Below are 14,194 nucleotides of genomic sequence, written 5' to 3'. Positions count from 1 at the left end.
ACCAAGACAACAGGGAGCGCCAAGAGTAAAATGCCTTAATCACAGCCAAAGGAGTATTCACCATGTCCGCGTTACTAATCGAGTTAGAGAAACAAGCATGTTCACTTTTGCCTGAAGAGCGAGCACATCTTGCTGAAGTTCTTCTTGAGTCACTACATGACTCCCCCCTATCCGAAATCGAAACAGAGTGGGAACGAGAAATTGAGAAGCGTGTCGCCGCTTTCGACAAGGGGGAACTACAGACCTATCCGGCAGAGGATGTGTTTGCTGAAGCAAGGCGCATAACCCAGTGAAGCGAGCACGTTTTGTCGCAGAAGCTCGCCAAGAATTTCTTGCTGAGGTCGCTTATTACAACGAAGCACAACCGGGCTTAGGAGACCGCTTTACCAAAGCCGTCGAAGAAGCAACTGCCCGAGCGTTGACTTTCCCGCTATCAGGGACACCATCAGCTTCAAATACGAGGCGCGTTTTTCTCAGAGGGTTTCCTTTCTCGCTTTTCTACCGACAAGAGGGCGAAGGTATAGTCGTTTTTGCAGCTTCACATAATTCTCGTAAACCCCGTTACTGGGTCGGTCGTACCCGTGACCGCTAACCCAGCGCTCAACCGGAGCGCGGCTATAATGCGGTTTTATTTTTTCAGCTTTCGGGGCCGCGCCCGGTTAGCTCTACGTTATGTGCAATAGATGATGGAAAAGAGCATTAACAAATGGAAGTGGGCGTTTTTTATATCGACGGCACTTTTAATTTCTGCTGTTGCCTTTCTGCTTTATGCGGTAATGGATCAAGGCGTCACAATTACTTACATGTCTCAAGGGTATGGTGATACCGAAAAAGACCTAGAAAGGCTGGCAAAGGTATTTCCAAAAGATGTCTATTCCAAAAAAGATATAGTTTATTTGTTGAGGCGTGAATACCCAGAAGCATTTATTGTTGAAAGAAAATGTACGGTTCAATTAAGGAGGCTTCGTTTTGAGTTTAGCGAAACAGGAAAGCTTATTGATATCAACACAAAGGCTGAGTCTTCACCAGAGTATGAGTGTGGTGGCACATAACACGTCGCTCCAGCCGACATCGGCTGAGCTAGACGTTATGCATTTGGAAAGGTTGGCGACATATGAACGAAGCTAAAGATGACGAATCCGATAAAATTAGCAAGCGCCTGGATGGAGCTTGCGAAATCAGGAGCTACGTGACTCCAATCAACGCCGAAGGATAATGCTGAGGAATATTCTTCCCCTTACTTAGTTTTCGCCTTTACAGTGGCAAGAGAAACAATCCCCTCTTCCGAATATAACGTTACGCTAAGGAGTCCCTGAATGTTATCCCAGCGCATCACATGTTCATTGCTAAAAGTCGCATCCTTTGCCTGGAGACCAAGCAGCTCCAGAGTATCTTTGCTGTACGGGGCCTTGCCCAGGCTTCCTTTTACGTTAACTTCTTCCACCTTGCCGTCGATAAATTCAACACTCACATTGCCGTCGTTGAATGAGCAATTCAGGGCCGATTTCGATTTTGTCCTGACGCAAAAAACAGGGTCGCCAAGCAACTTTAGTATCTCGGCTTTGGTTTTCCCTTCGAGTTTTTGGCTATAAGATGGATTATGGAATGTTCCGTTTACGGTAATCCAATCCGCTTTGCCGTCGATGAATACAATATCAATTTCGTTGTCCTGAAATGAGCAGTTCAGGACTGACTCCGCCTTGGAACAGAAAACAGGCTCACCCAGTAGCACTTCAACTTCGGCTTGGGTTTTCCCTGCGATCTTTGGAATGTTAAATAACATCCCGGCAGGCGGTGCTGGTTCCTGGACAACCGGCTGTGCTGCCGACGGCTCTACCGGGTGGAGTTGCGGGACATTCCTGGCGGCCGCCATCATGACAACGAAAAGCAGCACAAGCGCCGCTATCTCGTATTTAACAAAAGCCGGCATTTCCTGTTTGGTAAGTGCGCAATACCGGCATTTTTTGGCTTTTGCGTTAATCCTGTTGCCGCATACTTTGCAAATTTTCAATGCCATAGTGATATCGTGTTCTTTATTGTGCCGGTAGCGTTGTTTGGTCATGATTCCCCAATCATCTCCATCGTGTCAAATGCCGAAGGTGTTGATGGTTACTTATTTTGGGGCGAACTACGGGGATTTTCAGACATAAAAAAAGAGCTTTAAGAAAACTCTTAAGCCCTTTGATTGTGTATGGTGCCTCGGGCCGGAGTCGAACCGGCACGTCCTTTCGAACGAGGGATTTTAAGTCCCTTGCGTCTACCAATTTCGCCACCGAGGCATCGATAACTTTGGTAAGCCGCGTATTATATAGCAACAAAAAAAATAAACTAGACCTATCTAAGATTTTTTGGGCTATCTACGTCGAAAAGCCATGCCGTTTTAACTCAACATTTAACGATAACGGAACGGTCCGCGCACGAATGGAGAAGCCGATGGCCAATAGTAATTCCCCCAATAATACGGATAACCGCCATAAAAAGGATCATAACCATAGCCGAAACTATCGTAATAATTAGTGTACACATAAACCGGCCACAGGTAGGTGGTCGAGGCTGAAACCACCGGCAAGCGTATAAGTTTTTTGCCTATCGTGCGTTCCATATCGCCGCTAAGCGTTCCCGCTACAGTGATTTTTGTGTCTTTGGTGTAAACGGCCGGATCGAGAAACTCCGGGCTTTTGATAAGAAACCGTCCCTCAGCCTGTTGATCTGTCTCCGGCTCACCCTCGCTGTCGAGCGGGTAAGACAACACCTGCACCAGACTGAAATTTTGTTCATTTTCCACATCGATAATAACCCCGCCCCAACGCACCGGCGCATTGTTATAACTGGCTATCTTTTGGATGGCCTGGGTATAGGAAATATCGTACAAAGGGGGATTTCTTATCGCAAGCGGCAAACTCGAACATGCGCTCAACAATAGACAGATGGGTAATAAGCACCTTTTCATATTTTTCTCCTGGTATTTACAGATTTGCAACCATCAATTTTAATCGTACTTAACCAGAAATCGGCAAATAAAGCTATTGTTAAAGATACCTACCCCCTACAACTTCGCCGGATTGCAGTACAATAAGCGCTTTGTCCAACTGTTCGCCCATGCCTGCTATGATTAAACAAAAAAAACTGCTTCGCTCCGATATACGTTACGAATGTGGCGACGCTTTTTATGAGCGCGGACGCAGTTATTTTGAAAAGGGCATGGTGCTTAGTCTCACAGTTAAGAGCGAAGGGGCCCTTTTTGTACAGATTAATGCCTCCGTAAAAGGCAGCCATAAAGACCCATACCGGCAAAACATCCGCATCGTCTGGCGGCCTGATTATAGTGCAGCTGAAATTGAAGGCGATTGCACTTGCCCTGTCGGCTATAACTGCAAACACGTTGCCGCCGCCTGCCTGATGTATCAAAACTCCAGCCAAGGCTTTGCTGCACCGAATGCAAAATCCAATTGTCTGGACTGGCTCGACAGCCTTCATCAACAAACGCCCTGGCAACACGACGCCTCGCAGGAGTTTATTGCGTATATCCTGATACCCGGCAATGCAAAACACGAATTCACTGTCGATTTTTTAATCACCAAGGCAAAGAAAACCGACGGTTTAAATAAGGGCAGAAAAACGACCTTGAATAATCTCCGTTACAGCTACTCCTATCTTAATTACGTTCAGCCGGGAGATCAGGAAATTGCCAAACTGCTGACGGCGCTTAACCCCGCTTTTAAAGACGAACCCTTGATTGCCGGCGCCACCGGTTATTTGGCCTTGTCCAAATTATTGCAAACCGGCAGGCTGTTCTGGCAAAACGTAGAACGGGCTCCGCTAACAAAAGGAACCGACCGCGATTTAAAATTTAACTGGCGGACAGCCGATAACGGCGATTTTCAATTAGCCGTCGAAATCGACCCGCCCGCTTTCCTGCTGCTGACCGAACCGCCGCAATACCTGGACGGCGCTTTGGGCGTGATAGGCGCGCTCCATACCCACAACCTCTCGGCCGAGCAACTTAAACATATTCTGGCCGCCCCACGCATTCCGGCCGAGTATGCCGATGAATTCAGCCAGCGTCTGATTATCGAGCACCCCAGCCTACCGCTGCCTGCTCCCAAAAAGGTCGAGTTAATCGAAGCCGACGAACTAACGCCTACGCCCAGACTATTGCTGTTCGGCCATCAGTCGACGCCCCAGCAGTACATCCATTTTATGGCGGTCGGTTTCAATTACGGCGACTGGACGGTTTCCGCGATCCCCCCGGAAGATTACAGCGTGGTAAAAACCGAACATGGACTGGTGCGAATTAAACGCAACATGGAAACCGAACAACCGGCAATACAACGCCTGACCGACCTCGGTTTCGCCCCCGCCTCTACCGTGCAATTCGGTGCACAGGAACTGTTCCTATACAGCCCGGCACAAACCGTAATGGACAGCGCCGCGCGCTGGGGGGACTTTCTGCAAAACACCCTGCTGGATCTGGAACAGGAGGGCTGGATTATCGACATCGACGAAAGTTTCCTGCTTAATTTCCAGACCGCGCAGAACTGGGACGCGCAAATCAGCGAAAGCCAGCAGGACTGGTTTGAGATGCGCTTTAACATAGAAATCGACGGCCAACCCATGCCGTTACTGCCGTTGATTATGCCGGTGCTGGAAAACTACGACCCGGAAAACCTGCCGGAAATGCTCAGCATACCTCTCGGCGGGCATAACTATCTGAACTTGCCCAGCGACAAAATCAAGCCGTTCCTGAACGTATTGATAGAGCTGTTCAACAGCAGCACGATGGACAAAGACGGCACGCTGAAACTGTCCCGCTTTAACGCCGCCGCACTGGCCGACATGGAAGAACAAAACTACGGCCTGTTCAGCATAAGCGGCGGTAAAGAGCTGCGGGAACTGGGGCAAAAACTGAAAAACTTTACCGGCATTCAGGATGTCGCCCTGCCTGCCAATTTGCAGGCGGAACTGCGGCCTTACCAGCAGCACGGACTCAACTGGCTGCAATTTTTACGGGAATATAAATTCTCCGGCATACTCGCCGACGACATGGGCCTCGGCAAAACCATACAGACGTTGACCCACCTGTTGCTCGAAAAACAAAGCGGCCGGATGAATCTGCCCACGCTGATCATCGCGCCGACCAGCCTGATGAGCAACTGGCGGCGGGAAACCGAACGCTTCACGCCCGATTTGAAAATCCTGATCCTGCAAGGCACCGAACGCAAACAGCTGTTCTACAAAATCAGGGACTACGACCTGATCCTGACCACCTATCCGCTGCTGTCACGGGACGAGGAAACGCTGCTGGAGCATGAGTACCATTACCTGATCCTGGACGAAGCCCAAACCATCAAAAACCCGTTGTCCAAAGCCGCGCAACTGGTGCGCCGCATCAAAGCCAATCACCGGCTTTGCCTGACCGGTACGCCGATGGAAAACCATCTGGGCGAACTGTGGGCGCAATTCGATTTTTTGATGCCGGGCTTTTTAAGCGACAGCGCCACATTTAAAAAAATCTACCGCACGCCGATTGAAGTACATGGCGACAGCGAACAACGAGCGCGGCTGTCGCGCCGGGTTGCGCCGTTCATGCTGCGCCGCACCAAACAGGACGTCGCCACCGAACTGCCGCCAAAAACCGAAATCATCCGCTCCGTGCCGTTGTATGCAAAACAGGCCGCTTTATACGAAAGCATCCGCCTGACTATGGAGAAAAAAGTCCGCGATGCGATTGCCCAAAAGGGCCTGTCGCGCAGCCACATCACCATTCTGGACGCCCTGCTTAAACTGCGCCAAACCTGCTGCGACCCGCGCACCCTGCCGCTGAAAGAAGCGCAAAAAGTGCAGGAATCCGCCAAACTCGACCTGCTGATGGAGCTATTGCCGGAACAGCTGGAAGAAGGCCGCCGCATCCTGGTGTTCTCGCAATTCACCCGCATGATTGCGCTGATTGAAAACGAATTGAACACCCGAAAAATCGGCTACGCCAAACTGACCGGCCAAACCCGCAACCGCGACGAAGCCATCGAACGATTTAAAAGCGGCGAAGTCAATGTGTTCCTGATCAGCCTGAAAGCGGGCGGCGTCGGCTTAAACCTGACCGAAGCCGACACCGTGATTATTTACGATCCGTGGTGGAACCCCGCCGCCGAAAGCCAGGCCGCCGACCGCGCCCATCGCATCGGCCAGGACAAGCCGGTATTCATCTACAAGCTGATTACTGAAAATACCGTCGAGGAAAAAATTATCGCGATGCAGGACAAAAAGCGCGCGCTGGCCGAAGGGATTTATAAGGGCGGGGCTAAAGAGGAATCGTTGAAGCTGACGGCGGAGGATCTGACGGCTTTGTTTGAGCCGTTGTGAGGCGGGCTTGGGATTTTCATTATCGATGCCGAGGTAGGCCGGAATAAGACCGACCACGCGTAGCATAGGTCGGACGTTTCCGGCGAGTTCGGGTGTTGGTGCCGGAAACGCCGATTTTCGCTATCGCTCAAACCGACTTATTCCGGCCTACAAGGCTGCTCTTCAAATCCAGAAGGTCGCAATTCACGAATCTGGTATAGTAAGGACGAATCAGTGGATACATGTCGTTTTGTATCCACGCGAATGGATTTTTTCATAATAACTCAATCAATGAGCTAATCTAATGAACATTGCCGAACGCATTTATGAAACCGTCAAAACCCTGCCCGAACACACCGCTGCCGAGGTACTGGATTTTGCTGAAAGTTTAAAAGCCAAACAGGCCGATGATGAGCGTATACGCAGAGAAAATGCACTTGCCACTTTAGCGAAATATCGCGGCCGTTTCAAAGCGAGCAAATTTAACCGCGAAGAGTGCTATGACCGCCTGATTGTTAATTAATACCCTACAACAGCCAGAATGTCAGGCAACGAAAAGATTTTGCCCGATGCAACCAAATCTATTCAAGAAGAGAGCAATTTAAAATTGCCGTTTTGACAGGCCTTTTTATCAAACGTAAATGTGAAAGGACAACCGGCTTTTTTGTTAATGCGCGCAATAAAATAATCTGAAAAATCAGCATTGCCTATTTCATAATCAGAGTAAGCGGCCCATGCTGCCGTGCGGGATGAGATACAAACTTCACTAATGCTGAGCAGTTGTTTTAATATCGTCAAAATAACAGTTTTATCGTAGCGATAAGCCCGCTTTAATACCCATACGATTTCGCACAAGGTGATTTCATTGATAAATGCAGGATTTTCTGTAGAGCATTGGTTTTCAATCAAGTCACTCGCTAACCGAGCTTGCAGCTCATCATCTTGCACAATGTAGCGAATCAAGACATTGGTATCCAAGCCGATCAACGTTTCGCGCCTTCTAATTGGATAGCGGCATCCATTTCCTCCAAACTGACAACCCGCTCAGGTTTAGGCGCGATCCCTTTAAGCTGCTTGATAGATTGAGGGGGATGATTTTTGACATTCTTCTCTTCGGGAAATACCCGCTCCATCGCTACGGCGGCATCCTCATCCAATAACAGCCGAACCTGTAAACGAACCCCGTCCGGCACTGTGTCGGGGATACGGATGGTATGCCCGTGAGCAATAGTTTCAAATTCGATGGCTTGCATGGTTTTCTCCTGTTTTTAAGGATGTACCGGCTGCCGACAACTCTCATTTTGGCGGGGTACGTTGTGCGTACTTTTCGGCTATTGGGGGGGAATTATATTGGAACTAAGACATCAGCGCAGGAATAAAATAATCTTCATCAGCGTATTTCATGCGCTAATTCTTTTGACAACGGTTAAAAGCCATAGGTTGCACCATATAGGGTGTGCTGAACAAAGTGAAGCGCATCATTCACGAATGATGCTCCTCCTATCGTCGGCACATATATGGACTCCTCCGTTTTGCAAGCTTTTTCTCTTTGATCGCTACGGTCAGTCAACGCAGTTGCTGCCATATATCCGGCCTGTTAATGAGGCCTTTGCTGCCTCTGGCCCTGATGGATTTCCGCGTGTTCTCATCTCTATCATCCTACCGACCTCGAAGGCCCATGCGCTGAACGGATTCCTGAAAACACCGGTTTGACCTGTTTGCCATCGTATTGAAAAATGCTTCACAACTGGGGGAGTGACTGTTAAAACCTCTTTATAAATGTTTAAAAATGGGTTGTGGTGCATCCTTTACTTGTTTAGCTACCGGCTGGTATAGGGGCGTGGTAGCTCTCCGTCCGGGTCAGTAGTGCCCAGACGATTCGGGCATTTTTGTTGGCGACCGCCACTGCCGCGATATTGGCGTTGCGCCGTTTGACCAAGTCGTTGATCCAACGGCTCTGTACGTCGTCTTTTTTTGCCGCTGCTTTGACGACTGCTCTGGCCCCGTGGATCAATAAGGTGCGCAAATAGGTGTCGCCGTGTTTGCTGATACCCAGCAGTTTCGGTTTACCACTGCTGGAATCTTGCCTAGGAACAAGGCCCAGCCAAGCCGGAACTTGCCGCGCCTTGTCAAAAGCCTTGCCATCGCCCAGCGAAGCCAGCAGCGCCGTGGCGGTGATCGGCCCAATGCCGGGGACGGTGCCCAGCGTTTTACTGACTGCGCTTGACCGATGCAGCGTCAGGATTTTCTCGCCGTAAACGGATACTTGTTTATCCAGTTCGATGAGTTGTTGTTGCAAGTCTGCGAAGATTTGCCGCGCCGCCATCGTTAAGACATTCTCGCCATCTTCCAATATCTCCGGCAGGCGCTTGCGTAGCTGCGTCAGACCTTGACCCATGACTATCCCGTATTCGCTCAATAAACCACGCAAACGGTTGGCTTGTGCTGCGCGCTCCTTGACCAAGCCGCTACGCACCCGGTGCACCATCTGGATGTCTTGTTGCTCAATGCTTTTTACCGGTACGAAACGCATGCTCGGGCGACCCACCGCCTCGCAGATTGCTTCCGCATCATTGGCATCGTTTTTATTACCTTTGACATACGGTTTGACGAATTGTGGACTGATTAACCGTGCATCATGCCCTAACTTGAGCAACTCCCGAGCCCAGTAATGCGCCCCGCCGCAGGCTTCCAAGCCGATCAAGCAAGGCGACAGGTTGGCGAAAAAGGACAACACCTGAATACGCTTAAGTTGTTTTCGAAATGCGACTTTTCCATTCGCATCCACGCCGTGTATTTGAAAAACGTTTTTTGCAATGTCTAAACCGATTGTCGTAATATTCATGGTGGATTCCTCTTCTTCATTTAAGTGGTTGTTACTTTCTTCCACTTTGGCACATCGCGATGCCGTAGGGAAGAGGAGGAGTCCATACCATTATCCTATGACTCTGTATCTTGTTTTATACAGAAAAAAAAGACAAATATAGTTTGCAGGAAAGCGCTACCTATCCGACTATCCTAAAGGAAACAATCGCTTAAGCCCATCGAATCGCATGGCTTGTGGCTTTGGTATCCGTTCTGTAAGGCTTTCGTGTTCGGCGCAGTTTTCCCAAGCAAGGTTTAAACCTGTTTGTAGACGGCTAAAGGCTCCGTCCAAATCGGTAGGCTTCACACCCTCCGCTTCGGCTTCGCCAAGGTGACTCTTAAAGTAACGGCGTGCCGTATCATCAAGCCGCAATTTCAACCCCAACTGTCCTACAGCATATCGCGCTTCGATAAAGGCACGGTCCGGGTAACGCTTGAACAGCTCGGCAAAAGCAACGCCCAACCCGGCAAGGCTCTTTTTGGCACGGTCATTGTCTGGCGGCTCAACACCTGATTGATCCGCCAGCGACCAGCCCGCCAGCCATGCGCTAAGAGCATGATCGCCCGTTCCGCCAGCGCAAGTGCCCCATTCATACCAGTAGCTCCTATCACCACTAACGTCACCCGTGAACTCGCGCAACACACGGGCGCCTTCGGCTGGATCGTCCGATTGGCGGTAAATCCGCGCTAGGCTGACTGCCAACTTGGCATGGGGGGTCAGTTCCAACAATATGCTCCCGATTTGCAAAGCAAGTTCTGGTTGTTTTTTCAAAAAGTGACCGGGTAAGTCATATTCCCAACGCGAATATCCCTGAATAAATGCTTTCGGTCTGGCTTTAACAGCAGCTTGAACTAAATCCAAATAGAAGTTTTCTATGTCTTCACCAAACTCCTCTTGCATAACTTCAATAACTGCGGCAGCAATGCGGCGGTGGCGAGTGCGTATCATCGTGCCGCCGCCCGCCGCCGCCTCCCTGCCTAGTGGAAAAAGCACGTCCTTTTGAAGGCTGCTGGTTTTGCAATCCAAGGCTTCCGCCAAAACAGGGCGGGAGAGAAAATCCAAACCTTCAGCGTGCATTGCGGCGATATAGCCGAAAGCGGTATAGAGCGTGTATCCATTCGTCAACGGATTCGCCTGTAAACGCTCCAGCAGCGATCGGACATGAGCACGCAACCCCTCGCCCTTGCGTATAAGCAACACGCCGCCCAGCAATGCGCCCTCGCCCAAAGACGCTTCGGCTTTCGCCGCGTCGAACAGGCGTTGGCTCAATTCGTCTTGATTGGTTGCCGCCTCGCCTTGACAATCGACCCTGCCGAATTTCAGCCACGCGCCTGCGATGACCGTGGCATCGGCTTGAGTAAGACCACTGAGCGTTTCTTGGTGAAAGTCGGCATGATTGACCTAGGGCAAACTCGCCCCGCCCGCCGACCGCCAGTCGCTTTCCCGCGCAGTCAGCAAAAAACGCACATCGCTACGCCCTGCTTTAGACAAGGCTTTCATCGCTTCACAAAGTGATTTGGCGCTTAGATCGGACGCATCGGTGTCGACCAGCCAAGGCGATGACCCTTGCGGTAAATTCAACAATTGCTCGGCAGTGAGGGTAGCGGCATCGTCGTTTCGCCACAGCACCCGCAAACCGGGATCGCGCTCGAATAATCCGACCACCGTTTGCCGCCCCGCCATAGACTTGCCTTCACCGCCCGGCCCGGTAAGCAACACCACCAAGGGCCGTTCCTTGCCTTGATAAGTGGCGATGCGCTCTACCAAACTCTCCACCACCGCCCGCCTCGGCAGATCGCTGCACAGAGCCAGCGACCAATCCGGTTCGGCTCCATCGAAAAAACGCTCCGCCTCATCGGCGGAAATATCGCGGCGATGGTTTTCCAGAACGGCCTGATCAATCAGCATCCAGCCGTCCGGCGCTTGCCATGAGGACGGCTTTATCTCATCTGAAGTTGGCAAGTCATAAGCCCACCAGTCGCTATTGGGTACACGCAGTTTTTCCGGGAAACGTCCGGTTTCGGTAGGCCAATCCATATTATCGGGATTCCAATAACGCGGACTCAAGCGTAGTTCATGCTTGCTGCAATCCAACTCCCCCCATACCAAGGCTCATCATCACGGGCTTGAAAAGCCGCTCCCGCCTGAAACACGAGGAATGATTCGCCCGCTCCGTCTTCCTTTCGCGCTTCCGCTCGGTGCATGTGGCCATGCAAGTAGATCACTCGGTGACGACCGAATAGAGTGCGCAAGCGTCGCGCATCTTCTTCGATCAGCCAATGCAAAGGATGATGCCCAATGACGATACGGACAGAGCAGTCTTTGATTTTATCGAGCGAGGATTCAACAAGATGAAATCCGGGGGTGAGCTTGTCTTTGTCATGATCATCCATAGAAAGCCAAGCGGTATTGATGCCCACAATGCCAACATATTGCCCACGCATATCTAATTTTTCGATAAACGCACCATCAGCGGAAGCAACCCAATCGCTGGTCGCACTACAAGGTACCCATTTTTTATAGAGATTGAATCGGGGAGTAACTTGCTCTCTAGCCTTTTTCCCTTCTTTATTCGAATCAAAAAAACGGCTGCCGGGCTCCACGAATTTTAACCTATTCAATCCGTCTGACGGAGGACGGGCTACATCGTGGTTTCCTGGTACGGTAAAAAATTTCGCATCAACCAGCACTTCTTCCAAAGGCTTATAAAATTCTTTGCGAAATATCTCGTACTCGGCCTTCAAACCTTTGTTGGCAATATCTCCCGTTATAAAGACTAAATCAGGGACAAAGCCTTTGCTTACTTGATCTTTGACGTGTTCGATGATTTTCTCGAACAGCCGCTTCTGCGCATAATTGTCACTACCAACGTGGAAATCGGATAGATGCAGCCAACGAATAGAATTGTCCATGAAACGACCTTGTAATTTTTGATATGTGGAATTCTTTTGGTTCTATAGATAAAGCCCGCTAGACAACAGTTTGAGCCTTATCCAATATTATAAAGAGGAAGGGAGCTTTGCATTCTAACGGAAAAATTACCCTGCCAACTATTTAAGAGGTTCCCCCTGATTATTCACCAAACCCTATCCACGCCATATCGCAAAAACAACGCTTCATTGCTGATAAACTTCATGTCTTCCACCAAAGCCTGAGCAATCAACAAACGGTCGAAGGGATCGCGATGCTCAAAAGGTAAACTTAACACTGTTAAAACATGAGTTGGATGAACTTCAAACAAGGTAATATTTTGTTGCCCCAATTGCTCAATCACCTGCTCCAGCGATTGCGACAACTGCAATTTACCAAGACTTATCTTGATTGCCATTTCCCAAAGACTAACGATACTCACATAAATATCATTATCGGCATCGCTGACAATGTCGTTTGCAGCTGCAGAAAGACGATGATCGCCCTCTAAAAACCAGATCAACGTATGCGTATCCAGCAAATAACGCATCACATATACTCTTTAAAATCATCCAATGGCGCATCAAAATCATCTGCCATATATTCCACCAAGCCTTTCATACAGCCCGCCAGCCGCTTTGATTTCGGCTTTTTATTACGCTGCAATTGTGAAACTATTTTTTCCAGCTCTATTAATGACTCTTCCGGCAGTTCGTCGATTTGACGTATTAAATTTAACTTATGTTCTGCAATATTCATCTTAACCTCCGCTCAAATTAACCGGCTCACAAAGCCTTCTGTTCTTGGAACTATAGGCATAGCGTACCCTACAAAGTTCACGATACTAAAAAATTTTTGATGAGCATTGGTTTCTATCAAATCACTGATTTCAAGACTCGCAAAAATCATCAGCTATAAAAGGTAATCATTTTTTCGCAGAGCCACGTTTTAAGCTTACTGTTTTATTTTCATGACCTATTAAGCTCGCCAATCCGCATGTCCCTGCCTCAAAACTTTCGGGGCAAAAAAAACCGATACAAAATCAAACTCCGTAATATGGGGTTTCGGCTGGTGTACGAAGTGTGTGAGATGCTGAGTTAATCGTCGCTGTAGTGGCCGTTGGCAAGCGTGAACGTAATGCTGTGTATAAGGCAGCTGCAAGGAATATTTGACGTTGTCCGGTTATTACCCGTACACTGCGAAAAGGAGGACATCATCATGATAACTGAGCCCATACGCACATCCCGAATTGAAGCCCGCATTGCCCCGGATGTACTTGCCGTCGTCAAACGCGCCGCAGAGCTTTAAGGCCGGAGCGTCAGCGATTTCGTCGTCACCGCCGCCCAAGAAGCTGCCTATCGCACTATTGAAGAAACCGGCATCATCCGCATTGCTGCTGAAGATCAACGCCGCTTTGTAGACCTGCTACTCAATCCCGCCCCTCCTTCGCCTGCATTGGTGCGAGCTAAAGAAGCCCACGATCAGCTGATCGACTCAGAGTGACCGGGCGGTTTCGCATTGAGGTTTTAGACTCCAAACACGACCGGGAAAAATTTTCCTGCGACGTGGAAGTCTTGAACAGTTATTTCCTGGAGCACGTCACGCAAGACGTGCGCCGCCGAGCGACGGCTTGTTATGTGGCATTGGAAACCGATACAAACCGCGTTGCCTGTTACTACACCCTTGCGGCTGGCGGCATTCTTTTAACCGATATGCCGGAGGACATTATAAAACGTCTTCCGCGCTATCCGTCGGTTCCCGTTGCCAGATTGGGGCGGCTTGCCATTGATGTTGATTTTCAGGGGCGGCGCTTGGGTGGTGCGCTGCTTTGGGATGCGATTATCAGAGCTTTGCGTTCCGAGGTAACGGTTTTTGCTGTTGTGGTTGATGCCAAGGACGATCACGCGGAAGCTTTCTATCGCCATCATGGATTTACAAACTTAGGCTCTCTCCCTCAGCAACTTATTCTCCCGCTTACGGGCATTGCCTACAAAGGCTAACCGCTTATACGCAGTAGGCGTTGAGCGTATTCTGCGGCATAATGACATAATAGCGTTTGCACATCGTTGTCGTTTTTTA

General features: G+C 49.6%; 16 protein-coding genes, 1 tRNA gene and 1 pseudogene. 7 read left to right on the top strand and 11 right to left on the bottom strand.

Features of this window, described 5'->3' with window-relative positions; translation table 11 throughout:
- Positions 1–62 precede the first annotated feature (62 nt).
- The 3 genes from B0F88_RS06590 (at position 63) to B0F88_RS06580 (ending at position 1,052) form a co-directional block, all read left to right on the top strand.
- Entirely contained in the window at positions 63–293 is a 231-nt protein-coding gene (locus B0F88_RS06590) for an addiction module protein (protein WP_104423148.1), read from the top strand.
- Positions 290–592 carry a type II toxin-antitoxin system RelE/ParE family toxin gene (locus B0F88_RS06585; protein ID WP_104423147.1) on the top strand — a complete coding sequence of 101 codons (303 nt, stop codon included), beginning with the start codon at positions 290–292 and terminating at the stop codon, positions 590–592. Before B0F88_RS06590 ends, B0F88_RS06585 begins: the two co-directional genes overlap by 4 nt.
- Positions 593–683: 91 nt before the next feature.
- Positions 684–1,052: a hypothetical protein gene (locus tag B0F88_RS06580; RefSeq protein WP_146083321.1), complete on the top strand. Its 369-nt coding sequence runs from the start codon at positions 684–686 to the stop codon at positions 1,050–1,052.
- Between the two features lie 185 nt (positions 1,053–1,237).
- Here the strand turns inward: B0F88_RS06580 and B0F88_RS06575 are convergent, their stop codons facing one another.
- The 3 genes from B0F88_RS06575 to B0F88_RS06565 all read right to left on the bottom strand — a co-directional run bounded on the left by B0F88_RS06575 (position 1,238) and on the right by B0F88_RS06565 (position 2,950).
- A complete protein-coding gene (locus B0F88_RS06575) occupies positions 1,238–1,930 on the bottom strand; it encodes a hypothetical protein (protein WP_146083320.1) in 693 nt (230 codons plus the stop codon).
- Between the two features lie 262 nt (positions 1,931–2,192).
- Positions 2,193–2,279, bottom strand: a tRNA-Leu gene (locus B0F88_RS06570).
- A gap of 113 nt (positions 2,280–2,392) precedes the next feature.
- On the bottom strand, positions 2,393–2,950 hold the full coding sequence (locus B0F88_RS06565; RefSeq protein WP_104423144.1) for a Slp family lipoprotein: 558 nt from the start codon (positions 2,948–2,950) through the stop codon (positions 2,393–2,395).
- 158 nt (positions 2,951–3,108) lie between these two features.
- Here B0F88_RS06565 and B0F88_RS06560 point away from each other — a divergent pair, with 158 nt between their 5' ends.
- Both B0F88_RS06560 and B0F88_RS06555 read left to right on the top strand, forming a co-directional pair.
- The gene (locus B0F88_RS06560) at positions 3,109–6,360 is read left to right on the top strand and encodes a DEAD/DEAH box helicase (RefSeq protein WP_104423269.1); all 3,252 of its coding nucleotides are present in this window, start codon (positions 3,109–3,111) and stop codon (positions 6,358–6,360) included.
- Positions 6,361–6,643: 283 nt separating this feature from the next.
- Positions 6,644–6,862, top strand: a complete 219-nt coding sequence (locus B0F88_RS06555; RefSeq protein ID WP_104423143.1) for a DUF2281 domain-containing protein — start codon at positions 6,644–6,646, stop codon at positions 6,860–6,862.
- Positions 6,863–6,924: 62 nt separating this feature from the next.
- Here B0F88_RS06555 and B0F88_RS06550 read toward each other — a convergent pair whose 3' ends face one another.
- The 8 genes from B0F88_RS06550 to B0F88_RS06515 all read right to left on the bottom strand — a co-directional run bounded on the left by B0F88_RS06550 (position 6,925) and on the right by B0F88_RS06515 (position 12,874).
- Complete coding sequence (locus B0F88_RS06550; protein ID WP_258076580.1) at positions 6,925–7,317, bottom strand: PIN domain-containing protein; 393 nt, start codon at positions 7,315–7,317, stop codon at positions 6,925–6,927.
- Positions 7,318–7,322: 5 nt separating this feature from the next.
- Positions 7,323–7,592: a hypothetical protein gene (locus B0F88_RS06545; protein ID WP_104423141.1), complete on the bottom strand. Its 270-nt coding sequence runs from the start codon at positions 7,590–7,592 to the stop codon at positions 7,323–7,325.
- A 563-nt stretch (positions 7,593–8,155) separates the two neighbouring features.
- On the bottom strand, positions 8,156–9,184 hold the full coding sequence (locus B0F88_RS06540; RefSeq protein WP_104423140.1) for an IS110 family transposase: 1,029 nt from the start codon (positions 9,182–9,184) through the stop codon (positions 8,156–8,158).
- A gap of 168 nt (positions 9,185–9,352) precedes the next feature.
- The gene (locus tag B0F88_RS06535) at positions 9,353–10,474 is read right to left on the bottom strand and encodes a hypothetical protein (protein ID WP_104423139.1); all 1,122 of its coding nucleotides are present in this window, start codon (positions 10,472–10,474) and stop codon (positions 9,353–9,355) included.
- A 132-nt stretch (positions 10,475–10,606) separates the two neighbouring features.
- Positions 10,607–11,272, bottom strand: coding sequence for a P-loop NTPase (locus tag B0F88_RS06530; RefSeq protein WP_104423138.1), 666 nt, complete (start codon positions 11,270–11,272; stop codon positions 10,607–10,609).
- Positions 11,269–12,117, bottom strand: a complete 849-nt coding sequence (locus B0F88_RS06525; RefSeq protein ID WP_104423137.1) for a metallophosphoesterase family protein — start codon at positions 12,115–12,117, stop codon at positions 11,269–11,271. Before B0F88_RS06525 ends, B0F88_RS06530 begins: the two co-directional genes overlap by 4 nt.
- A 164-nt stretch (positions 12,118–12,281) precedes the next feature.
- Positions 12,282–12,665 (bottom strand): type II toxin-antitoxin system VapC family toxin, encoded by a 384-nt coding sequence (locus B0F88_RS06520; RefSeq protein ID WP_104423136.1) that lies wholly within the window; start codon positions 12,663–12,665, stop codon positions 12,282–12,284.
- A complete protein-coding gene (locus tag B0F88_RS06515) occupies positions 12,665–12,874 on the bottom strand; it encodes a DUF2281 domain-containing protein (protein WP_104423135.1) in 210 nt (69 codons plus the stop codon). Before B0F88_RS06515 ends, B0F88_RS06520 begins: the two co-directional genes overlap by 1 nt.
- Before the next feature lie 561 nt (positions 12,875–13,435).
- On the opposite strand from B0F88_RS06515, the pseudogene B0F88_RS19900 reads away from it, so the two are divergent.
- Together B0F88_RS19900 and B0F88_RS06505 are read left to right on the top strand one after the other, a co-directional pair.
- Positions 13,436–13,618 (top strand): annotated as a pseudogene (locus B0F88_RS19900) (type II toxin-antitoxin system TacA family antitoxin); the annotation flags it as partial.
- Positions 13,615–14,115, top strand: coding sequence for a GNAT family N-acetyltransferase (locus tag B0F88_RS06505; protein ID WP_104423134.1), 501 nt, complete (start codon positions 13,615–13,617; stop codon positions 14,113–14,115). The pseudogene B0F88_RS19900 and the gene B0F88_RS06505, both read left to right, overlap by 4 nt.
- The last annotated feature ends 79 nt before the right edge of the window (positions 14,116–14,194 follow it).

The organism is Methylobacter tundripaludum, from assembly GCF_002934365.1.
Classification (GTDB): Bacteria; Pseudomonadota; Gammaproteobacteria; order Methylococcales; family Methylomonadaceae; genus Methylobacter_A; species Methylobacter_A tundripaludum_A.
This window is presented reverse-complemented; position numbering and strand designations above follow the sequence as displayed.